Source organism: Faecalibacterium sp. I3-3-89, assembly GCF_023347275.1.
Lineage (GTDB): Bacteria > Bacillota > Clostridia > Oscillospirales > Ruminococcaceae > Faecalibacterium > Faecalibacterium butyricigenerans.
Map to the genome: position 1 here is coordinate 1637648 of NZ_CP094468.1, position 22573 is coordinate 1660220.

The 22573-nt window shown below is 62.1% G+C and carries 18 protein-coding genes and 1 pseudogene; 8 read left to right on the forward strand and 11 right to left on the reverse strand.

What is annotated here, in order from left to right; translation table 11 throughout:
* Positions 1–9: 9 nt before the first annotated feature.
* From glpK to MTP38_RS07635, 4 genes are all read right to left on the reverse strand, one after another.
* Complete coding sequence (glpK, locus tag MTP38_RS07620; protein ID WP_249233166.1) at positions 10–1509, reverse strand: glycerol kinase GlpK; 1500 nt, start codon at positions 1507–1509, stop codon at positions 10–12.
* 37 nt (positions 1510–1546) lie between these two features.
* The gene (locus MTP38_RS07625) at positions 1547–2338 is read right to left on the reverse strand and encodes an MBL fold metallo-hydrolase (RefSeq protein ID WP_249233167.1); all 792 of its coding nucleotides are present in this window, start codon (positions 2336–2338) and stop codon (positions 1547–1549) included.
* Positions 2339–2452: 114 nt separating this feature from the next.
* Positions 2453–3736 (reverse strand): UDP-N-acetylglucosamine 1-carboxyvinyltransferase, encoded by a 1284-nt coding sequence (locus MTP38_RS07630; RefSeq protein WP_227621285.1) that lies wholly within the window; start codon positions 3734–3736, stop codon positions 2453–2455.
* 252 nt (positions 3737–3988) lie between these two features.
* Positions 3989–5995, reverse strand: a complete 2007-nt coding sequence (locus MTP38_RS07635) for a fructose-1,6-bisphosphatase (RefSeq protein WP_249233168.1) — start codon at positions 5993–5995, stop codon at positions 3989–3991.
* A gap of 133 nt (positions 5996–6128) precedes the next feature.
* Between MTP38_RS07635 and MTP38_RS07640 the strand changes: the two genes are divergently transcribed.
* The 7 genes from MTP38_RS07640 (at position 6129) to MTP38_RS07670 (ending at position 14777) form a co-directional block, all read left to right on the forward strand.
* Positions 6129–7049: a radical SAM protein gene (locus MTP38_RS07640; RefSeq protein WP_249233169.1), complete on the forward strand. Its 921-nt coding sequence runs from the start codon at positions 6129–6131 to the stop codon at positions 7047–7049.
* Between the two features lie 210 nt (positions 7050–7259).
* Positions 7260–8348 (forward strand): sugar kinase, encoded by a 1089-nt coding sequence (locus MTP38_RS07645; protein WP_249233170.1) that lies wholly within the window; start codon positions 7260–7262, stop codon positions 8346–8348.
* A gap of 701 nt (positions 8349–9049) precedes the next feature.
* The gene (locus MTP38_RS07650) at positions 9050–10519 is read left to right on the forward strand and encodes an aminotransferase class I/II-fold pyridoxal phosphate-dependent enzyme (protein WP_227621289.1); all 1470 of its coding nucleotides are present in this window, start codon (positions 9050–9052) and stop codon (positions 10517–10519) included.
* 10 nt (positions 10520–10529) lie between these two features.
* Entirely contained in the window at positions 10530–11390 is an 861-nt protein-coding gene (gene speE / locus MTP38_RS07655) for a polyamine aminopropyltransferase (RefSeq protein ID WP_227621290.1), read from the forward strand.
* Complete coding sequence (speB, locus tag MTP38_RS07660; protein WP_227621291.1) at positions 11387–12265, forward strand: agmatinase; 879 nt, start codon at positions 11387–11389, stop codon at positions 12263–12265. Before speE ends, speB begins: the two co-directional genes overlap by 4 nt.
* 38 nt (positions 12266–12303) lie before the next feature.
* A complete protein-coding gene (locus tag MTP38_RS07665; RefSeq protein WP_249233171.1) occupies positions 12304–13563 on the forward strand; it encodes a saccharopine dehydrogenase family protein in 1260 nt (419 codons plus the stop codon).
* On the forward strand, positions 13563–14777 hold the full coding sequence (locus MTP38_RS07670) for a carboxynorspermidine decarboxylase (protein ID WP_249233172.1): 1215 nt from the start codon (positions 13563–13565) through the stop codon (positions 14775–14777). Before MTP38_RS07665 ends, MTP38_RS07670 begins: the two co-directional genes overlap by 1 nt.
* A gap of 40 nt (positions 14778–14817) precedes the next feature.
* On the opposite strand, the gene MTP38_RS07675 is transcribed toward MTP38_RS07670, so the two are convergent.
* From MTP38_RS07675 to MTP38_RS07700, 6 genes are all read right to left on the reverse strand, one after another.
* Positions 14818–16206, reverse strand: coding sequence for an alanine/glycine:cation symporter family protein (locus tag MTP38_RS07675; RefSeq protein WP_249233173.1), 1389 nt, complete (start codon positions 16204–16206; stop codon positions 14818–14820).
* Between the two features lie 273 nt (positions 16207–16479).
* Positions 16480–17274, reverse strand: coding sequence for an ABC transporter ATP-binding protein (locus tag MTP38_RS07680; protein WP_227621295.1), 795 nt, complete (start codon positions 17272–17274; stop codon positions 16480–16482).
* A complete protein-coding gene (locus tag MTP38_RS07685; protein ID WP_227621296.1) occupies positions 17267–18214 on the reverse strand; it encodes an ABC transporter permease in 948 nt (315 codons plus the stop codon). The genes MTP38_RS07680 and MTP38_RS07685 overlap by 8 nt, the downstream gene beginning before the upstream one ends.
* 240 nt (positions 18215–18454) lie before the next feature.
* The gene (locus MTP38_RS07690) at positions 18455–19483 is read right to left on the reverse strand and encodes an ABC transporter substrate-binding protein (protein WP_249233174.1); all 1029 of its coding nucleotides are present in this window, start codon (positions 19481–19483) and stop codon (positions 18455–18457) included.
* A gap of 169 nt (positions 19484–19652) precedes the next feature.
* Positions 19653–20378, reverse strand: a complete 726-nt coding sequence (locus tag MTP38_RS07695; protein ID WP_249233175.1) for a YkgJ family cysteine cluster protein — start codon at positions 20376–20378, stop codon at positions 19653–19655.
* A gap of 502 nt (positions 20379–20880) precedes the next feature.
* Positions 20881–21510 carry an XRE family transcriptional regulator gene (locus tag MTP38_RS07700; RefSeq protein ID WP_249233176.1) on the reverse strand — a complete coding sequence of 210 codons (630 nt, stop codon included), beginning with the start codon at positions 21508–21510 and terminating at the stop codon, positions 20881–20883.
* Between the two features lie 443 nt (positions 21511–21953).
* Here MTP38_RS07700 and MTP38_RS07705 point away from each other — a divergent pair, with 443 nt between their 5' ends.
* Positions 21954–22226, forward strand: a complete 273-nt coding sequence (locus MTP38_RS07705) for a hypothetical protein (RefSeq protein ID WP_249233177.1) — start codon at positions 21954–21956, stop codon at positions 22224–22226.
* A 139-nt stretch (positions 22227–22365) separates the two neighbouring features.
* Here MTP38_RS07705 and MTP38_RS07710 read toward each other — a convergent pair.
* Positions 22366–22506 (reverse strand): annotated as a pseudogene (locus MTP38_RS07710) (helix-turn-helix domain-containing protein); the annotation flags it as partial.
* Between the last annotated feature and the right edge of the window lie 67 nt (positions 22507–22573).

A 22573-nucleotide genomic window follows, 5' to 3' on the forward strand; every position in this document is an offset into this window, starting at 1 on the left:
TTTTCGTTCTTACTCTTCTTCGTCCTTCGCCCAGTGGTAGGCGCAGCGGACGGCCTTGTTCCAGCCCTTGATCCGCTTCGCCCGTTCCTCCTCGGAGATGGCCGGCTGGAACACGCGGTCCACCGACCAGTTGCGGGTGATGTCCTCGGTGGACTGCCAGTAGCCCACGGCAAGGCCCGCCAGATAGGCCGCGCCCAGCGCCGTCGTCTCCACGCAGCAGGGCCGCTTGACCTCGAGGTCGCTGAGGTCGGCCATCGTCTGCATGAGGTAGTCGTTGGCCGACGCGCCGCCGTCCACCCGGAGGGACTTCATGGAGATGCCGGAGTCCGCCGCCATGGCGTGGAGGACATCGTTGACCTGATAGCAGATGCTGTCCAGCGTGGCCCGGATGATGTGGTACTTGTTGCAGCCCCGGGTAAGGCCCACGATGGTGCCCCGGGCGTACTGGTCCCAGTGGGGCGCGCCGAGGCCGGTGAAGGCCGGCACGACGTAACAGCCGTTGGTGTCCCGGACCTTCCGGGCCATGTACTCCGAGTCCCGGGACTCTTCCAGCAGGCGCAGCTCATCGCGGAGCCACTGGATGGCCGCACCGGCCACGAAGATCGAGCCTTCCAGCGCGTAATCCACCCTGCCGTCGAGGCCCCACGCGATGGTGGTCACGAGGCCGTTCCGGGAGGTGACGGGCGTCTCGCCGGTGTTCATGAGCAGAAAGCCGCCGGTGCCGAAGGTGTTCTTGGCTTCGCCGGAGGCAAAGCAGGTCTGGCCGAAGAGGGCCGCCTGCTGGTCGCCCGCCGCACCGGCGATCTTGATCTCGCCGCCGAAGTGCATCGGGTCGGCGTACTCGTAAAAGCCGCTGGACGGCATCGGCTTGGGGAGCATCTGCTTGGGGATGTTCAGCTCCTGCAAAATTTCGTCGTCCCATTCCAGCGTGTGGATGTTGAACATCATGGTGCGGCTGGCGTTGGAATAGTCGGTGATATGCGCCTTTCCGCAGGTCAGCTTCCAGATGAGCCACGTTTCCACGGTGCCGAAGAGCAGCTGGCCCGCCTCGGCCTTTTCCCGTGCACCGGGGACGTTATCGAGGATCCACTTGAGCTTGGTCGCCGAGAAATAGGCGTCGAGGATGAGTCCGGTCTTGGCCCGGAACTTTTCCGTCAGCCCTCTGGCCTTCAGCTCGTCGCAGTATTCGCTGGTGCGGCGGCACTGCCAGACGATGGCGTGGCAGATCGGTTCGCCCGTCTCCTTGTCCCAGACGATGGTCGTCTCCCGCTGGTTGGCGATGCCGATGGCGGCGATGTCCTCCGCCCGGGCGCCGATCTTGTTCATGGCCGAGAGGGCCACGCCCAGCTGGGTGGCCCAGATCTCGTTGGCATCGTGCTCCACCCAGCCCGGCTTCGGGTAATACTGGGCAAACTCCTTCTGCGCGACGCTGCAGATCTCGCCTGCCTTGTTGAACAGGATGCAGCGGTTGGAGGTGGTTCCGGCGTCCAGCGCCATGATGTACGACATAGGCTCTTTTCTCCTTTTCCTGCTCTTGGTTTCTGGTTCAGAACGCCAGCGCGGGGCTGACCTCGTTCCGCCGCTGGGTCTGGACGATGCACTCCCTGTCCGGCACGACGCCCGCCGCACCGAGGGTGGAAAAAACGGTCTGCAAGGCCAGCGCGGGGGTGTTGTTCTCCTGCGAGAGGTGGCAGAGCGCGAACTTCTTGCAGCCCCCCTGAATGAGTTCCAGCAGCTTGGCTGCACACTCGTCGTTGGAGAGGTGCCCTCTCACCGACTCGATGCGGGCGCGCAGATAGTAGGGGTACGGCCCGCTGCGGAGCATATGCAGGTCGTAGTTGCTCTCCAGCGCCACGAGGTCGCAGTCCGAGAGGGCTTCATGTACGACGGGGGTCAGCACACCGAGGTCGGTGGCGATGGTCATGGTCTTTTCGTCGGGGGTATGGATGCGGTAGCCCACGCAGGGCACATCGTGGCTGGTGGGGAAGGCTTTGACCCCGAATCCCCCGATCTCCGCTTCCCGGCCCGGCGTCAGGGCCGTCATATCGCAGGAGGGGGGGACGACATGGTTCTCCTCCAGAAACCCCAGCGTCTCCTCCGCGCCGTACACCGGCAGCGGATGCTTTTTCAGGAAGGTGGAAAGCCCCTTCACATGGTCGCTGTGCTCGTGGGTGACAAGGATGCCGTCGCAGTCGGCGGGGTCCAGCTCCACCGCCTTGAGGGCCGCGCCGGTGGTCCGGACGCCCTTGCCCATATCCACGATGAGATACCGCTGCCCGCAGCGCACCACACTGCTGTTGCCGGACGAACCGGAGTAAAGCGAGATAAATTCAGACATGATAAACCTCAACAAACAAAACCTCTCCGTCTGCTTTACGTCCGTTGATGCAGCGTCTCCCCCTTGTCCGGGGAGGCGGCATCGCGCAAACGATGACGGAGAGGTTTTTCTCAATTACATAGCCTGTTCCAGTGCAGCGGGCACCCGCTCCACCTTCTCGATGTCTGCGCCAAGGCCGCGCAGCTTCTCGACGATGTTCTCATAGCCGCGCTCGATGTGGCCGATCTCCTCGATCTCGCTGGTGCCGTCAGCCATCAGGGCCGCGACCACCATCGCTGCACCGGCACGCAGGTCGGAGGCGCGCAGCGGGGCGGGAGAAAGCTTCTCGACGCCCTCAAACACGGCCACCTGACCGTCCACCTGCACGTTCGCGCCCATCTTGCGCAGCTCGTCCACATAGCGGAAACGGTTGTCCCAGACGCTCTCGGTGACGGTGGAAGTCCCCTTCGCCACGCTGAGCAGGACGCCCATCAGGGGCTGCATATCGGTGGGGAAGCCCGGGTGGGGCATGGTGTTGATCTTGAGGGGCAGGATGTCGCCGGTGCGGCGGACCCGCACAGCATCGTCAAATTCCTCCACCTCGACCCCCGCACGCCGGAGCTTTGCGGTGATCGGCTCGAGGTGCTTGGGGGTGACGTTCTTCACCAGCACATCGCCGGCGGTGGCTGCGGCGGCCACCATGTAGCTGCCGGCCTCGATCTGGTCGGGGATGATGCTGTAGGTGCAGCCGTGCATCCGCTCGACGCCGCGCACCTTGATGACGTCGGTGCCTGCGCCGCGCACGTCTGCGCCGCACATATTCAGGAAGTTGGCCAGATCGACGACATGGGGCTCCTTGGCGCAGTTCTCGAGGATGGTCTGGCCCTTTGCCATCACGGCAGAGAGCATCCCGTTCATGGTCGCGCCGACGCTCACCTTATCGAAGAAGATGTGTGCGCCGTTCAGCTCCTCGGCGTGGACGGTGATCATGCCGTAGTCCACGCTGTCGTCTGCGCCCAGTGCGCTGAACACCTTGAGGTGCTGGTCGATGGGGCGGGGGCCGAGGTTGCAACCGCCGGGCATGGCCACCTGTGCCTTGCCGAACCGGGACAGCAGCGCACCGAGGAAGTAATAGCTGGCGCGCATCTGGCGGGACAGGTCATCCGGGACGTTGGTGCCGGTCAGGTGGGTGGTGTCGATCTCGTAGGTGTTCTTGTTCAGCATCCGCACCTTCGCGCCCAGCACGCTCAGGATCTTCAGGCTCACCGCCACATCGCTGATGTCCGGCAGATTCTCGATGACGCAGACGTCTGCTGCCAGGATCGTAGCGGGCAGGATGCCCACAGCCGCATTCTTCGCGCCGGAGATGATGACTTCGCCGTGCAGGGGCTTACCGCCCGTAATAACAAACTTTTCCAATTTTATGATCTCCTTGTCACAAGCCCGCTCCCCGCAGGCCCCCAAAGGTGAATTACTCAAGGTGCTTATTCCTTCTCGCTGTACAAAGCTCACAACCAATCGGTATACTTACAGCTATCTTATTATACACAACTTCCAGCAAAAAGCAAAGCCCCAATGCACGCTCCTCGATTATTTTCTGTTTTGCCCAGTTTCTTTTCGAATATCCTTCGATTTTGTCTCTTTTTAAGAAAAATTTTACAAAAGCGCCGCTCACCACACGCTGTCGTCGCAGCGGGTCTCCTTGATCCAGCCCAGCTGATAGGCCCGGACCAGCTGCTTGAGGTCGTGGACCTTCTCCCGCAGCACCTCGCCCTCGTCCGTCTCCTCCACGAGGATGCGGTGGTTCTCCGTCTCGAGGATGTTCTTCTGGGAAAGGATGTCGAGGTTCTCATTCACGGCCTTTTCGGCGCTCTCGAAGGGCTGGTGGGTACGCAGGGACATGGTGCGGCTGGAATAGACCAGCGTGTAGCCCGCAATGCCGGTCTTCTCGTGGTAGGCACGGCAGAAGCCGCCGTCGATGACCACGAGGCGTCCGCCGCCCTTGATGGGGCTTTCGCCCTTCTTCTCCTGCACGGGGACATGGCCGTTGACGATGTGGCTGGTGCCGGGCAGTCCGAACTCCGCGAGGATGCTGCGGCAGACGGCCTCTTCGTTGTACCATGTATAATAAGGGTCCTTCACCTCGGTGTGGGTCGAAGGGTCGGAGACGTACAGCCGCTCGAAGGTGGTCATGGCGCTGCGGCCGTACAGGGGCGAGAGCTTGCCGCACCACAGATACCACAGGAAATCCTGTCCGCTCTGGCGGGCGGCGCTGCCCTCGGGGGCGAAATAGCCCCGGCGGGCGCGCTCGTCGCAGTAGTCCATGAGGGCGCGGCCCGAGTAGGCGTGGCCCTCGAACCGCTCCACGGCGAACGTCCCCTTCTTGGTCATGGGCACCGCGCCGTGGTAGAGCAGGTTGCCGTTCTCGATGTGGTAGACGCTGCCCTTGGCATAGAGGAACTCGACGTGCTGTTGCAATTTCTCACTCTGACGGAAGGACTGCACCAGCTTCTGGAGCACCACCTTCTCATCGCTGTTGAGGGCGGTGGGGTCGGCAGGGTCTACCGTGGGGAAGGAGGTGTCCCGCAGGGGGTACTCCCTGCCTCCCACTACGACGGTGCCCTTCTCCCAGTCGATGCGGCGCAAATAGTCGCGGTCCGCCATCTTGAAGTCGGGGTTGCGGTCGATGACCTGACACTCCAGCTTGAGCATCAGGATGGTGATGGCCTTGTGCATGACGGCGCAGCGGTGGAGCATCCCGGGGGTGTAGGGGCCGCGGGCGGCGTCGGTGTGGGGCATCCAGATGGTCAGGTCATCCTCGCCGTAGAACTGCTCCGCCATCCGCTGCAGATGGCGGAGGTTGATGCCGTAGCAGTCCTCCACCATGCCGTGATTGTGGTAGGCGAGGGTCGTTTTCAGGACGGTGCAGATGCAGATGGGGCTGCCCGCCGCAGCGCCCATCCAGACCACATCGTGGTTGCCCCACTGGATGTCCACATCGTGGTGGCGCATCAGCAGGTCGAGGATGACGTCCGGCCGGGGGCCGCGGTCGAACAGGTCGCCCACGATGTGGAGCTTGTCCACCGCCAGCCGCTTGATCAGCTCGCAGAGGCGGACGATGAACTTATCGGCGCGGCCATTTTCGATGATGCTGCCGACGATCTGGCCGTAGTAGAGGTCCTTGTCGTGGTCCTCGAAGTGGGCGTGGAGCAGCTCATCCAGAATGTAGCCGCAGCTGGAGGGCAGGCAGGCCCGGACGTGCTCCCGGGTGTGTTTGGAGGAGACGAGACGGCAGATGTTGATGAGGCGGAGCAGGGTCTCGCTGTACCACTGTTCCAGCGCCTCCTCGTCGGCGCAGCGCTGCTTGAGCTGGGGCAGCTTCTCGTTCGGGTAATAAATGAGGGTCGCCAGCTCGGCGCGGGTATCCTCCGGCACCGCATCCCCCAGCACGATGTCCACCTTCTCCCGGATGACGCCGGAGGCGGAGTTCAGGATATGTACGAACGCCTCGTTCTCGCCGTGCAGGTCACTCATGAAGTGTTCGGTGCCCTTGGGCAGCTTGAGCAGCGCCTGCGTGCTGATGATCTCGCTGGCAGCCGCTGCCTGCGAGGGATAGTCCCGGGCCAGAAGGCTCAGATATTTCAGGTTGTCCCGGATCTCTTCGTTTTCTGTGCGCATGGTTTCCTCCAGATCATGTAGTATTCTTGCATGACATGCAATATTCATTCTTAGTATACCACTTTCGGGGGCAAAAATGATATAATAGCCCCGGATAATTTATTATGATTCTTTCTCATAGGAGTTGGACGATATGCCTAAAATTCTTTCCGTGACGCCTCCGGCCTCCTGCACCCTCTGCCCCCGCCGCTGCCGCGCCGACCGCGCAGCCGGGCAGGTGGGCTTCTGCGGGGCGGGCCGCACCCTGAAAGCCGCCCGCGCGGCCCTGCATTTCTGGGAGGAGCCGTGCATCAGCGGCACCCGGGGCAGCGGCACGGTGTTTTTCTCGGGCTGCACCCTCAAGTGCTGCTTCTGCCAGAATTACCCCATCAGCGCCGAGGGGCTGGGCAGGGAGATCACGCCCGAGCATCTGGCCGAGATCTTTCTCGATCTGCAGCGGCAGGGCGCACACAACATCAACCTCGTCACCCCCGGCCAGTGGCGGCCATGGATCATCGCCGCGCTGGACCTCGCCCGGGCCGGGGGGTTGCATCTGCCCATCGTCTGCAACACCGGCGGCTACGAGACGGTGGAGAGCGTGGAGGCGTGGCGCGGCTCCATCGACATCTGGCTGGCCGACCTGAAATATGCATCCTCTTCCCTCTCCGCCGAGCTTTCCGCTGCGCCGGACTACTTCGCACAGGCCAAGCCCGCCATCGAGGCCATGATGGCGCAGGCGGGCCACCCGGTGTTCGACGGCGAGGGCATATTGCAGAAAGGCGTCATCCTCCGCCACCTGGCCCTGCCCGGCCACATCGACGACAGCTTCGCCGTCCTCGACCAGATGGCCGCGTGGAATCAGGCCGACCCCGGCTGCTTCATCCCCAGCGTCATGAGCCAGTACACCCCCTTCTACAAGGCCGCAGACCACGGCATCGGGCGGCGCATCACCACCTACGAGTACCGCCGGGTGGTCAACCGGGCCATGGACTTGGGGCTGACGGACGGCTATATGCAGCAGAAGAGCAGCGCCCGGGAAGAGTATACCCCGAGTTTTGACCTGACGGGCATTTGATTTCGTCATGATACACAAAAATCCCGCCAAATTTTCTCTCGCGGTGTCTTTCTTTTCCTTGCAAAACGCTTCCGAAAGCACTATAATGGATACAACGATGTGCGTCATTCAGGGTCTGGCTGCCCTGTTGAGCGCCAAACGTCCCCCGCCTCGAAATGGTATAGGCGAGGCCGGGGGCCAATGCCCGAGAAGAGCAACAGGAGGACCGTTATGGAACATTTCAACCCCATTCTGGGCCATGAGACCACCGGACAAAAGTTTATCACCTGCGGCGAGATCATGCTGCGTCTGACCCCGCCGAACTACGAAAAGCTCCGCATGGCGTCGAATTTCGAGGCCAGCTACGGCGGCAGTGAGGCCAACATCGCCCTTGCGCTGGCAAACCTCGGCGTGGACAGCACCTTCTTCAGCGTCGTGCCGAACAACAGCCTCGGCAAGAGCGCCGTGCGCTGGCTGCGCTCCAACGACGTCCACTGCACCCCCATGATCCTCACCGAGCCGAATGAGACCCCCTCCAACCGTCTGGGTACTTACTACCTCGAGACCGGCTACGGCATCCGCCCCTCCAAGGTCATCTACGACCGCAAGCACAGCGCTATCACCGAGTACGATTTCTCTCAGGTCGATCTGGACGCCCTGCTGGAGGGCTTCGACTGGCTGCACCTGAGCGGCATCACCCCGGCTCTGGCCCCCAACTGCCGCGGCCTCATCATCGATATGCTCAAGGTCGCCAAGAAGAAGGGCCTGACCGTCAGCTTCGACGGCAACTTCCGCTCCACCCTCTGGACGTGGGAGGAGGCCCGCGATTTCTGTACCGAGTGCCTGCCCTATGTGGACGTGCTGCTGGGCATCGAGCCGTACCACCTCTGGAAGGACGAGAACGACCACTCCAAGGGCGACTGGAAGGACGGCGTGCCCCTGCAGCCCAGCTATGAGCAGCAGGACGAGATCTTCCAGCACTTCATCGAGCGCTACCCCAACCTCACCTGCATCGCCCGCCACGTCCGCTACGCCCACAGCGGCAGCGAGAACAGCCTGAAGGCCTTTATGTGGTACGACGGCCACACCTTCGAGAGCAAGCTGTTCACCTTCAACATCCTCGACCGGGTGGGCGGCGGCGACGCCTTTGCCAGCGGCCTCATCTACGCCATGCTCCATGACTACAAGGCCATGGACATGATCAACTTTGCGGTGGCCAGCAGCGCCATCAAGCACACCATCCACGGCGATGCCAACATCACCGACGATGTCAGCACCATCCGCAACCTCATGAACATGAACTACGACATCAAGCGCTGACGCCCCGGCGCAGGATGGCTGCAAAACGGCTCTGGTACGCCCAAAAAGCGTATCAGGGCCGTTTTTTGCTGCATCAGCACTCCCCGCCGGGATGTGATAAGTATGACTTATCCGAAATATTTCCCGGCTCTTCCTGCCAGAACATTGACAAATCTTTTTCTCCATGATAAAATACAGACGATTTTGAGAGACGAAGCGTGTCGAAGTCTTTTGAAAGCAATTAACCTTGGACCGCCCATGGGGGCTAGGTGCACCGGAAGATCCGACTTTTCCGCTGCGCCCTAAGGCCATACGGACAGCCGGGTCCACTGCCGACCGGCGGCGTGAGCCGCCATTATTGATTGAGTTACTGCGCTCCCGCAGATCACTGCGTCGGAGCGCCTGCCGCAGAGCAGATCTTATCCTGCGGCTAAGCTCTATATTTTATAAGTTGGTTCCTTTACAACCATGAAATTGCGCAAAAAGCGTGCGCAGACTTGTGAAACGGTCAATAAGAGTAGTAAAAGTGTAATTGCTATATAGACTCTCGTCATCCCGTCCTTTTGAATCATGCTGCGATACTGCTCCGGTGTTCTGCCCGGGGAATTTATCCGCGCATTCAAACGGTTTTTCAAAGCGCAAGTCTGCACTCCGCGTGCAGGGCTTGCGCTTTTTTGTTTGTCCGCATGGTGGTAACAGGAATCAGGGACGGAGGAAAAAACATGAGTGAGAACCGTACAAGGTTCCGGCTGGACCAGCGCCGCGCACCCATCTACGAGGCGCTGGAACAGTTCCGGCAGATGCGGGTGGTGCCCTTCGACGTGCCCGGCCACAAGCGCGGGCGGGGCAACCCCGAGCTGACGGCCTTTCTGGGCCAGCAGTGCGTGGGCGTGGACGTCAATAGCATGAAACCGCTGGACAATCTCTGCCACCCGGTATCGGTCATCCGGGAGGCGGAGGAGCTGGCCGCCGACGCTTTCGGCGCGGCCCACGCCTTCCTGATGGTGGGCGGCACCACCAGCTCGGTGCAGAGCATGGTGCTGACAGTCTGCAAGCGGGGCGATGAGATCATCCTGCCCCGCAACGTCCACCGCAGCGTGCTGAACGCTCTGGTGCTCTGCGGCGCGGTGCCGGTCTACGTCAACCCCGAGGTGGACAAGCGCCTTGGCATCTCGCTGGGCATGAAGCGGGAGCAGGTGGAAAAGGCCATCAAAGAGCATCCGAATGCCGTGGCCGTGCTGGTGAACAACCCCACCTACTACGGCATCTGCTCCGACCTGCGCGCTATCGTCAAGATGGCCCACGACGCCGGGATGCTCTGCCTCGCCGACGAGGCCCACGGCACCCACTTCTACTTCGGCGGCGGCAGCCTGCCCGTCTCTGCCATGGCGGCGGGCGCGGACATGGCCTCCGTCTCGATGCACAAGAGCGGCGGCAGCCTGACCCAGTCGAGCCTGCTGCTCATCGGCCCCAACGTCCACCCCGGCTATGTGCGCCAGATCATCAACCTGACCCAGACCACCTCCGGCAGCTATCTGCTGATGTCCAGCCTTGACATCTCCCGCCGCAACCTCGCGCTGCGGGGCCGTCAGGTGTTCCATCAGGTGGCCGACATGGCCGAGTACGCCCGGGAGGAGATCAACGCCGTGGGCGGCTACTACGCCTTCGGCAAGGAGCTTTGCAACGGCAACTCGGTCTTCGACTTCGACACCACCAAGCTCAGCGTCCACACGCTGGACATCGGCCTCGCCGGCATCGAGGTCTACGACATCCTGCGGGATGAGTACGACATCCAGATCGAGTTCGGCGACATCGGCAACATCCTCGCCTACCTCTCCATCGGCGACCGCCCGCAGGAGATCGAGCGTCTGGTGAGTGCGCTGGCCGAGATCAAGCGCCGCTACCACACCGACGGCGCGGGCCTGCTGAGCCAGGAGTACATCGACCCCGTGGTCGCCGCCAGCCCGCAGGAGGCCTTCTACGCCCCCAAAAAGAGCCTGCCCCTCCGGGAGACCGAGGGGATGGTGTGCAGCGAGTTCGTCATGTGCTACCCCCCGGGCATCCCCATCCTTGCCCCCGGCGAGCGCATCACCAAGGAGATACTGAACTATATCGAGTACGCCAAGGCCAAAGGCTGCAGCATGACCGGCCCGGAAGACCCGGACATCCTGCACCTGAATGTTCTGGCATAAGGAGAAGCAGATGGAGTTTTGGTTTTCGGAATTTCACACCCCGGACGTCAAGCACAGCATCCGGGTCAACAAACAGCTCTACTCCAAGCAGAGCGACTACCAGCGCATCGATATTTTTGAGACGCCCGAGTTTGGCCGGGTGCTGACGCTGGACGGCAACGTCATGCTCACCGAGCGGGACGAGTTCATCTACGACGAGATGATCGTCCACGTCCCGATGGCCGTCCACCGGGAGGCCAAGGACATCCTCGTCATCGGCGCAGGCGACGGCGGCGTGGTGCGGGAGCTGACCCGCTACGACCGGGTCGAGCGCATCGACCTCGTGGAGATGGACCCGCAGGTCGTGGAGGCCTGCCGCGCCTATCTGCCCGGCAACGCCTGCCGGATGGATGACCGCCGGGTGCACATCTACTTCGAGAACGCCCTGAAGTACATCCGCCGCTGCGAGGCTGACTACGACCTCATTATCGTGGACTCCTCCGACCCCTTCGGCCCCTCTGAGGGCCTGTTCACCCGGGAGTTCTACGGCAGCTGCTTCAATGCCCTGCGAGAGGACGGCATCATGGTCAACCAGCAGGGCAGCCCCTTCTACACCGAGGACGCCAGCGCCATGCAGCGCAGCCACAAGCGCATCGCGTCCACCTTCCCGGTCAGCCGGGTCTATCAGGCCCATATCCCGACCTTCGCCGCCGGTTACTGGCTCTTCGGCTTTGCCAGCAAGAAATACCACCCCATCGACGACCTCGACGCCGACGCATGGAAGGCGCTGAACCTGCGCACCCGCTACTACACCACCCGGCTCCACGTCGGAGCCTTCTATCTGCCGGCATTCCTCGAGGAGATGCTGCGCGAAGTGGAGGAACCCAAATGATCTCACCCAATGTTGAAACCTTCATCGGCTGCGACAGCAGCTACCGCGCCGCCGACATCGTGCTCTACGGCGCCCCCTTCGACTCCACCACCAGCTACCGCCCCGGCGCACGGTTCGGCCCGTCGGCCATCCGGCACGAGAGCTTCGGCCTCGAGACCTACAGCCCCTACCAGAACGCCGACCTCACCGACTTCGACGTCTTCGACAGCGGCGACCTCGAGCTTTGCTTCGGCTCCAGCGAGGCAGCCCTCGCCGACATCGAGGCCCGGGCGGCGGAGATCCTGAAGGACGGCAAGCTGCCCCTCCTGCTGGGCGGCGAGCATCTGGTGACGCTGGGCGCTGTGCGGGCCGTGGCGCAGAAATACCCCGGCCTCCACATCATCCACTTCGACGCCCACGCCGACCTGCGGGACGACTACCTCGGCGCGAAGCTGAGCCACGCCTGCGTCCTCCGCCGCTGCCACGAGCTGGTGGGCGACGGACACATCCACCAGTTCTGCATCCGCAGCGGCGAGCGGGCCGAGTTCGAGTTCGCCGCCCAGCACACCGAGATGCACAAGTTCGACTTCACCGGCCTTGCCGAGCTGACCGAGCAGCTCTGCGCCACCAAAGAGCCGGTCTACCTCACCATCGACCTCGACTGTCTCGACCCCTCCTGCTTCCCCGGCACCGGCACCCCCGAGGCCGGCGGCGTGAGCTTCCTGCAGCTGCTGGACGCCATCCGCACCGTGGCCAAGGCCAACATCGTAGGCGCGGACCTCAACGAGCTGGCCCCCATGCTGGACATCTCCGGCGTCTCCACGGCCACGGCCTGCAAGGTGCTGCGGGAGCTGCTCATCGCGCTGGACAAGGGCTGGCCCGGCTTCCAGACCTGACGAAGGAATGAATATTTTGACATAAAGGAGAAACCATCATGAGCAAAGTTCTGATCATCGGCTGCGGCGGCGTGGCCTCCGTCGCCATCCACAAATGCTGCCAGGTGCCCGAGGTGTTCACCGACATCTGCATCGCCAGCCGCACCAAATCCAAGTGCGACAAGCTGGCCGCCGAGCTTGCCCCCAAGACCACGACCCGCATCACCACCGCGCAGGTGGACGCCGACCATGTGGACGAGGTCATCGCCCTCATCAAGAGCTACCAGCCCGACCTCGTGATGAACATCGCCCTGCCCTATCAGGACCTGACCATCATGGACGCCTGCCTCGCCTGCGGCGTCAACTACATGGACACCGCCAACTACGAGCCGGAGAACACCGACGACCCGGCATGGCGCGCCGTCTACGAGAAGCGCTGCAAGGAGGCAGGCTTCTCCGCCTACTTCGACTACAGCTGGCAGTGGGCCTACGCCAAGAAGTTTGAGGAGGCCGGCCTCACCGCCCTGCTGGGCAGCGGCTTCGACCCGGGCGTGACGCAGGCTTACTGCGCCTACGCCAAGAAGCACGAGTTCGACACCATCGACACCATCGACATCCTCGACTGCAACGGCGGCGACCACGGCTATGCCTTCGCCACCAACTTCAACCCCGAGATCAACCTGCGTGAGGTGTCTGCCCCCGGCAGCTACTGGGAGGACGGCCACTGGGTGGAAATTCCGGCTATGAGCATCAAGCGGGAGTACGACTTCGACAAGGTGGGCCAGAAGGATATGTACCTGCTCCACCACGAGGAGATCGAGTCTCTCGCCAAGAACATCCCGGAGGCAAAGCGCATCCGCTTCTTCATGACCTTCGGCCAGAGCTATCTCGACCATATGCGCTGCCTCGAGGACGTGGGGATGCTCTCCACCACGCCCATCCAGTTCAACGGTCAGGAGATCGTGCCCATCCAGTTCCTCAAGGCCCTCCTGCCCGACCCTGCCAGCCTCGGCCCCCGCACCAAGGGCAAGACCAACATCGGCTGCATCTTCACCGGCAAGAAGGACGGCAAGGAGAAGACCTACTACATCTACAACGTCTGCGACCATCAGGAGTGCTACAAAGAGGTCGGCTCGCAGGCCATCAGCTATACCACCGGCGTGCCCGCCATGTGCGGCGCCCTGATGCTGCTGACCGGCAAGTGGACCACCAAGGGCGTCCACACGGTCGAGGAGTTCGATCCGGACCCCTATCTGGACGCTCTGGACAAGTACGGCCTGCCCCGCTCTGAGAGCCACAGCCCGGCTCTGGTGGACTGATGCGGGTGCTCGATACACGCCCGCCCTTCGCCGGGCTGGCAAACCTCTCCGAAGCGGCCCTCGCTTCCCTGCCCACCCCCTGCTACCTGCTGGACGAGGCCCAGCTGCGCCGCAACGGCGAGATCCTGCTGGGCGTCCAGCAGCGGACGGGCTGCAAGATGCTGCTGGCCCAGAAGGCCTTCTCCAACTTCGACCTCTACCCCCTCCTCGCGCCCTATCTGGCGGGCACGGAGGCCAGCGGCCTCTACGAGAGCCGTCTGGGCAGGGAGGAGCTGCCCCAGAAGGAGAACCACGTCTTCTGCGCCGCCTACCGGGTGGACGAGTTCGCCGAGCTGCTCCACTACGCCGACCACATCGTCTTCAACTCCCCCGCCCAGCTGGCAAAGTTCGGCCCGGCGGCAAAGGCTGCGGGCAAGAGCGTGGGCCTGCGCATCAACCCCGAGTGCTCGACGCAGGAGGGCCACGCCATCTATGACCCCTGCGCCCCGGGCAGCCGCCTCGGCACCACCCGCGCCCAGTGGGATGCCGCGCTGGAAAAGCAGCCGGGCCTCTCTTCCCTGCTGGACGGCCTCCACTTCCACACCCTCTGTGAGCAGGACGCCGACGCGCTGGCCCTGACGCTGGACGCGGTCGAGGCGAAGTTCGGCAGCCTGCTGCCGGGCCTGAAGTGGCTCAACTTCGGCGGCGGACACCACATCACCCGCCCGGGCTATGCCCTTCCGACGCTGGAAGCCTGCATCACCCGGATGCAGGAGAAGTACGGTGTACAGGTCTATCTCGAGCCGGGCGAGGCGTGGGCGCTGAACGCGGGCTATCTCGTCACCACGGTGCTGGACACCCTGCACAACGGCAGCACCAGCCTCGCCATCCTCGATATGTCCGCCGCCTGCCACACCCCGGACGTCATCGAGATGCCCTACCGCCCGCCTCTGCTGGGCGCAGGGGAGCCGGGCGAAAAGAGCGTCACCGTCCGCCTCGGCGGGCCGACCTGCCTCGCAGGCGATGTCGTGGGAGACTACAGCTTCGACGCCCCCCTGACCGAGGGCGACAGGCTCCTTTTCGGCGATATGGCCATCTACACCACCTGCAAGAACAATACCTTCAACGGGATGCCTCTGCCACCCATCTGGACGCTGACCGAGGACGGCACCTGCCGGGAGCTGGTGCGGTTCGGCTACAACGACTTCAAGATGCGGCTGGGACACCGCGCATAAAACGAAAGCCATCGGCTGTCTGGGCCGATGGCTTTTTTAGTTACTTGAGCTTCTTTTTTGCTTCGTACTCCCGCAAGGCGGTCAGGGCCTCGCCGGACAGGGGGTAGAGGGCCAGCATATTGAAGATGGTCATGAGGCCGATGCCCACATCGCCGAGGTCCCACACCACGGTGTAGGCCTCCATGCCGCCCACCACCAGCATCACCAGCGCCAGCACCTTGTAGGCCGTCTGCCAGAGCCAGCGGTCGCCGAAGAGGTAGGCCACATTGCAGCGGGCGTAGTAGAGGATGCCGAGGAAGGTGGAGAAGCTGAACAGCGCCAGTGTCACCGCGATGAACACCACGCCGAAGCCGCCCAGATGATACTCCATGGCCGCCTGCAAAAGGTCCATGCCCTGCCGCCCGCCGGTAACGCTCTCGGGGGCCAGCAACATGACGAAGGCTGTGCAGCTGCAGATGACGATGGTGTCGATGAGGACGCCCAGCGCCTGCACGAGGCCCATCTTCACCGGGTCGTCACACTCTGCGGCTGCGGCGGCACAGGGGGCCGAGCCGGAGCCGGCCTCGTTGGAGAAGAGGCCCCGCTTGATGCCGTTCATCACCACTGCACCGAAGCCGCCGCCCACGGCCTGCCGCAGGCCGAAGGCCTCCGAGAAGATGCGGGCAAAAACGCCGGGCAGCTGGGGCAGGTGGGTGAGGATGATCCAGAGGGTCATGACGAAGTAGCAGCCCGCCATGATGGGGACGATGACGTCAAGGCTCCTGACGGTGGCCTCCTTCCGCAGGACGATGACCGCCGCCAGCGCCGTCAGCACCAGCGTCGTCGTCAGGGGCGGGATGGCGAAGGCGTTCTGAAACGCCTCGCTCACCGAGTTGCTGACGACCTGACTGATGCCGCACCAGCAGATGAGTCCCGACACCGCGAACAGGCAGGCCGTCACCGAGCGGCGGAGCTTTTTCCCCCGCCTGCGCTCGGCGAGGGTGTGGATGTAGTAGGCCGGGCCGCCCCGCCAGCCGCCGTAGAGGGGGTCGGGCTGCTTATATTTCTGGGCCAGTGCAGACTCCACGAAGGAGGTGGACGCCCCCAGCAGGGCCGTCACCCACATCCAGAACACCGCGCCTGCGCCGCCCACAGACACCGCCGCCACGACGCCCACCAGATTGCCCATGCCCACCCGGGTGGCTGTGGACACCACCAGCGTCTGGAAGGACGAGAGGCCCTTGCCCTTGTCGTTCTTTTCGCAGACCGCCGCCAGCATATCCCGGAACAAACGCACCGGCAGCAGGCGGGTGCGGAGGGTGAAGAACACCCCCGCCGTCAGCAGCAGGATGACCATAAAGGAGAGCGTGAGGGTCACGCTCCCCAGATGCAGGGTGAGCAGGTCGCCCCACAGCAGGCGGTAGACGCCCTCGATGAGTTGAATCAGCACAGCATTTCCTCCCAGTGCTTCCTATTGTGAAATTGTCGCCTCCCTATTATAGTATATTTTGTTCGATTTGTAAATCACTGTCATGAAGTTCAGGAGAAAAAAGCAACGACGACGACCGCCGCCAGCGGCGGAAACAGGGAGGAGTTGTTGGGGCCGCGGCCAGCAGGATGCGAGGCCCGCACCAAGGGCCGAAGCAGACGCTGGGAGCCGCAACCCGGGTTCCTTATAAAATCAAAAAGCTCCCCCTTGCGGAGGAGCTTGGTGTGGAGCTTATCAGGACAGGATCATCCGGTCGTTGGCGAACTCGCCTCCGCTGGCGATCTGGAACTTTGCCAGCAGATCGGAGACCTGCAGATTCTTCTTCTCGTCGCCCGAGACGTCGTAGATGATGTGGCCCTCGTGCATCATGATGAGGCGGTTGCCGTACTTGATGGCATCCTTCATGTTGTGGGTGATCATCATGGTGGTCAGGTGGTTCTCCTCGACGATCTTGGCCGAGAGGGTCAGCACCTTCAGGGCCGTCTTGGGGTCGAGGGCGGCGGTGTGCTCGTCCAGCAGCAGGAGCTTGGGCTTGTTCATCGTCGCCATCAGGAGGGTCAGCGCCTGACGCTGGCCGCCGGACAGCAGGCCCACGCGGGCGGTCAGCCGGTTCTCAAGGCCCAGATCGAGGCTCTTCAGCAGCTCGCGGTACTGCTCCCGCTCGGCCTTGGTGATGCCGATGCGGAGGGTGCGGGGCTTGCCGCGGCGGGCCGCAAGGGCGAGGTTCTCCTCGATCTGCATGGTGGCGGCAGTGCCGGTCATGGGGTCCTGAAAGACGCGGCCGATGTAGGCGGCGCGCTGATGCTCGCTCAGGCGGGTGACGTCCACGCCGTCGATGACGATCTTGCCGCAGTCCACGGGCCAGACACCGGCCACAGCGTTCAGCATGGTGGACTTGCCCGCGCCGTTGCCGCCGATGACGGTGACGAAGTCGCCCTCGTTCAGCTTCAGGTTCAGGCCGTTCAGGGCCGTCTTCTGATTGACCGTGCCCGCATTGAAGGTCTTGGAAACATTCTGGATCTCAAGCATTTTTTGCGCCCTCCTTGTTTGCCTTCTTGGCCGCAGGCTTCGAGAAATACTTGCCCTTCCAGTACGGCACAGCGAGGAAGATGGCCACGACGGATGCGCTCAGGAGCTTCAGCAGGTTTGCGTCGAAGCCGAGGGTCAGCACCAGCTGGATGACGATGTAGTAGATGATGGCGCCCAGCGAGACGGACATCATCTTGAGGGCAAAGTTGTGGAAGATGCGGCCAAACACCGCCTCGCCGATGATGACGGCGGCCAGACCGATGACGATGGCGCCGCGGCCCATGCCGACATCGGCAAAGCCCTGATACTGGCTCAGGAGAGCGCCGGACAGGGCCACCAGCGCATTGGAGACGGCCAGACCCAGCACGATGTTGAAGTTGGTGTTGATGCCCTGTGCACGGGACATGGCGGGGTTGGAGCCGGTGGCGCGGATGGCGCAGCCCAGCTCGGTGCCGAAGAACCAGTACAGCACGCCGATGACCACAGCCGTCACGAGGATGACCATGATGATGGGGTTGTGGAGGGCAAACTCCTTGACCCAGCGCAGGGAGATGAGCAGGCCGTACTTGTCCACGTTGATGGACTGGTTGGCCTTGCCCATGATCTTCAGGTTGATGGAGTAGAGGGCCAGCTGGGTCAGGATGCCGGAAAGGATGGCCGGGATGCCCATGAAGGTGTGGAGCAGGCCGGTGACGAGGCCGGTGGCAAGGCCCGCCAGCACAGCCACGAGGAGCGACACCCAGACGTTCTGCCCCGACAGCAGGCACATGACGCAGACTGCGCCGCCGGTGCCGAAGGAGCCGTCCACGGTCAGGTCGGCCACATCAAGGATGCGGTAGGTGAGGTAAACGCCGATGGCCATGATGCCCCAGATCAGGCCCTGTGCGCACGCACCCGGCAGAGCGCCGGGCAGGTTCGCCAGTCTTGCAAGCAGTTCCAAAATGATTCCTCCTGTAAATTACACTTTTTTTATTTTCCCGCTTGATACGGGAAAGCGGAGAAAGGCGGGAAAATGCCCTTCTCCGCTATATTATGGTTCAACCTCTCAGTCTCGCTTCGCTCGACAGCTCCCCTACCGAGGGGAGCCTCTGGCGAAGAGATGAAGTTTTCCGTCCTGCCAAAGCCTCCCCTCGATAGGGGAGGTGGCACGGCGCAGCCGTGCCGGAGAGGTTGTTCCTCTTTACCCCTCGATCGCCTCGTATCCCTCGGGGGCGGTCAGGCCCAGATCGTCGCAGACGGCCTTGTTGTACTTCTTGGTCACGTCGGTGTACTCGATGGGCATGGTGGAGATGTCGGCCTCGCCCTTCAGGATCTTGACGGCCATCTCGCCGGTGGTGTAGCCCAGATCGTAGTAGCTGATGGACAGGGTCGCCACGCCGCAGCCGGCGCAGATGCCCTCCTCACCGGCGAAGACGGGCTTCTTGGCGGGGCGGCAGATGCCGTCCACGATGCCGGTGTTGGCGGCGACGGTGTTGTCGGTGGGGACATACAGGGCGTCGTTCTCGTCAGCGGCCTTCTGGCAGACGGAGGACAGGTCGTTGGAGTCGGAGAAGGCGTACTGGGTCGCGGTGACGCCCTTGGCCTCCAGATACTTCTGGACCTCATCCACCTGATACTGGCTGTTGGCCTCTGCGGAGCAGTACAGCAGGCCCACCTTCTTGGCCTCGGGCATCCACTCCACGATCATATCGGCCTGCTGATCCAGCGGGGCGAGGTCGGAGGTGCCGGAGATGTTGCCGCCCACCGTGCCGGAGAAGTCGCTCAGGCCCAGCGCCACGCCATACTCAGTGACGGAGGTGCCCAGCACGGGGATCTCGTTGGTGGCAGACTGTGCCGCCTGCAGGGCGGGGGTGGCGTTTGCCATGATGAGGTCCACGCCTGCGGAGACGAAGCCGTTGGCGATGGTGGCGCAGGTAGCGGAATCACCCTGTGCGTTCTGGAAGTCGAACTTCACATTGTCGCCGAACTCTGCGGTCAGAGCGTCCTCAAAGCCCTGCGTTGCAGCGTCCAGCGCGGCGTGCTGCACCAGCTGGCAGATGCCGACGGTGTAGCTGTCGCCGGAAGCGGCAGCAGAGCCTGCTGCGGCAGAACTTGCCACAGAAGAAGCCGCTGCGGAGGAGGCAGAAGAGCCGCCGCAGGCGGTCAGGGCAGCAGCAGCGCCGCAGACAGCGGCGGCAGCCAGAAACGAACGACGAGTGATTTTACGCATAATGATTACTCCCTCATTTTTCGCTCACGCGGCCACAGGATGCCGCGCAAACACGCATTTCAATGTCCAGCAGAGCGATCTCTGCTTTACACTCGTGAAGTATAGCACGATTTCCCTCCGTTGGCAACGCTCTTTCGGCCCTAATTATCGATTAGAGTGCATCTATCCATCACTTTTTTCGATAGGCATTTCTTCTCTGCTGATACTCCGTCAGTTTTTGCAGTGCTTCGTCCAGCCAGACGAGGTTTGCTTCCAGCTGCGGCAGGTAGGCCTGCCCGTAGTCGAACCGGAAATAGAGGGCCTGCCAGAGCTTCGCCTGCATCCGGCGGCGCAGCGGCGGCTCGAGGGCAGCGTCCAGCGGCTCCACCACGTCCTCCAGCTCCATGCAGGTCTGTGCCCAGCGGACGTCGGTCTTTTCCCGGGCGGGCACATCGTAGCGGGCCAGATAGTCCTCCACCCGCGCCGCAAAGACCGTTCCCCCGCAGCCGGTGGGCTGCAAAAAGTAGCGCACCTCCCCTTCCCGGCTGATCTCCTGCGCCAGCGGGTAGAGGGCGCAGACCAGCGGCTCGGCGTCGTGGATGGCGCAGTGGTCTTCGGTGAGGAAGGGGCAGTTGTTCCGCTCCTCCTTCACGGGGGCCAGCCGCAGCACCGGCAGATGGCTCACCGGCCCGATGGACGCCCGGCAGAAGGCCCGGGCCACGGTCTGGGGCGGCAGGCGGAGGCGGGCCGCGATGCGCCAGAGGTCGAAGCCCGACAGCACGATGTCCTCCCGCCCCCGGCAGCAGTCGCCGCAGCCTGCGCAGGCGAAGGAAAACGCCTCGTCCCGCCCCAGCAGCGGGGCCGTGCGGGCAAAATCGACCCGTCCGCAGAGGTCGAGCTGTGAATCCTTGAGCATATGATCTCTCCTGTATACTGTGGTGAATTATATGGCCAAGTGACCATTTAATAATATAGATACGTTATATTTCCCCAGTTGGTCCGTTTGGCCAAGTGACATGGATTGGCCAAGTGACCCACTTGGTCAGCTATGCTCAGTTGGCCACCTTGGCCAAGTGGATATTTCGACATAGCAACGATGGAAAAGTGTCACTTGGTCAGATAACCTGCGTGGCTCGGAGGGGGGAAGGAAAACCTCTCCGTCAGCGCTGAAGCGCTGACACCTCCCCTATCGAGGGGAGGCCTTGGCATTCCGCAAAGCTTTCCCTCTTCGCCAGAGGCTCCCCTACTAGGGGCAACGGCGACGACCGCCGCCAGCGGCGGAAACAGGGAGGAGCTGTTGGGGCAGCGGCCAGCAGGATGCAAGCGACAGCGAAGCAGACGCTGGGTGCCGCAACCCGGCCTTGGCGCGGAGCGCCTGAGAGGTTGTACGAAGGACAGCCTTTCCGAAAGCCTCTCCCTCACTCAAACCTCTTCGCCGGTATCACGATAGCCCCGAACAGCGAGGCGATATACACCACCAGCACCGCGCCCCACACCTGCCAGCCGGTAGCGCGCTCGAACAGGACAGCCCCCGCCGTGCAGGGCGGCACCAGCACCAGCGACGCCATCGACCAGACCCGGAACGCCCGCAGGATATGCTTCCAGTTGCGGTTGTTGTAGTACACCCCCGGGATGTGGATGTGGAACGCACCCTGTGCAAAGTTGCAGATGCGGTTTTCGTCGTAGTAGCGGGGCAGGGTCTCGGCCATCCAGAACATGGCATATGCCCCGTAGACGACGCCAAAAACCACACCGATGATGAGCAGAGCCAGCGCTCCCTCGATGTCGGCCAGTCCCGCCGCCCAGACGGCCAGCGCTCCGGCGACGCCCAGCACGCAGCAGATGACATACACCGGCAGATACTTCTTCGTCCGCGCCTGACGGCGCTCCGGCGGCTCTGCCGAAAAGGTCAGCGCCTTGCGGATAAGCTCCTCCGTCTCCTCGCGGGTGAAGCGCCGCTCCTCCTCTACCCTGCGGCCCTGCAAAAGCTCGGCCACCGTCGCGTTCAGCTGCTCGGCCAGCGGCACCAGCAGCGAGATGTCGGGCACGCTCTGCCCCGTTTCCCTTAATTAAAGATACCACTTATTAAGTTGTAACCCACGCTTACAATACTTTGACATGATATTTCACAAAAAGCTTTTCTATAACTTATTCAATGTCACAAAATTCAAAGCCACGCTTTATAAACTCTTGATTGCTATTACGGTTAACGATATAATTAGCTTGGACGAATCAATGAGTACGGTTCTCCATGCCGAACGGTTTCGTGAAGCATCAACCTCAGCGTAAACGAGCTTTCATAGTGACTAAGCCACATAGCATAGCTGCTTCCTATGAATAGTTTCACGCACAAAAAGGAGATTTCTCATGGAAACTGAATACCTTGGTAATGCGTATTTAGCCGATGTGACAATCAATTTGGATAAAGGGCACATATTCGAAGCGGAGGTTCTATGAAAGACTATACTGAATGGATAATAGAAGTACTGATATGATGAACGATGCGATTGACCTTTGCTCCTGTTATGAGCCTATTTGTGAACCACCTGTCAATTTACTCGAAGAATGGCAGGATTCGGAGTACGCGGGTCCCGAACCTACTCTTGAGAACACGTCTTACTATGTTAAAGAGCCAGACGGTACGCTCTATTTTTACTGTGGCAACACCAAAATCAAAATGACCGAACATTTCGCAGAAAATGGAAAATCAGTCGGCACACTGCTGGAAGATGTGATTCAGTATTCAGCTAACCGATGCGCCTGATGATAAAAACGAATTGAATCCAGCCCACACTTACGGTATAATGGAAGCAGAAGTATTGTAAGCGTGGGCTGTTTCTTTTAAGAAGGAGGCTCTACTATGAAACAGCCTAACAATACGATGATAACCAATATCTTTAAGTGAGGGATTCTCCCCGCTCCCACTTGCTGACGGCCTTGTCGGACACATACAGCGTCGCGGCAAGCTCCTTCTGGGTCATCCCCTTTTCCCTGCGCAGCTGAGCCAGAAAGCGGCCAAATGCGGCTTTGTCCAGTTCGTACATATCTTCTGCCTCCTTGCGGGCGTCTGCCGCCCTTTTCTGGCCTTATTGTACCGGGCCGCATCCTCCC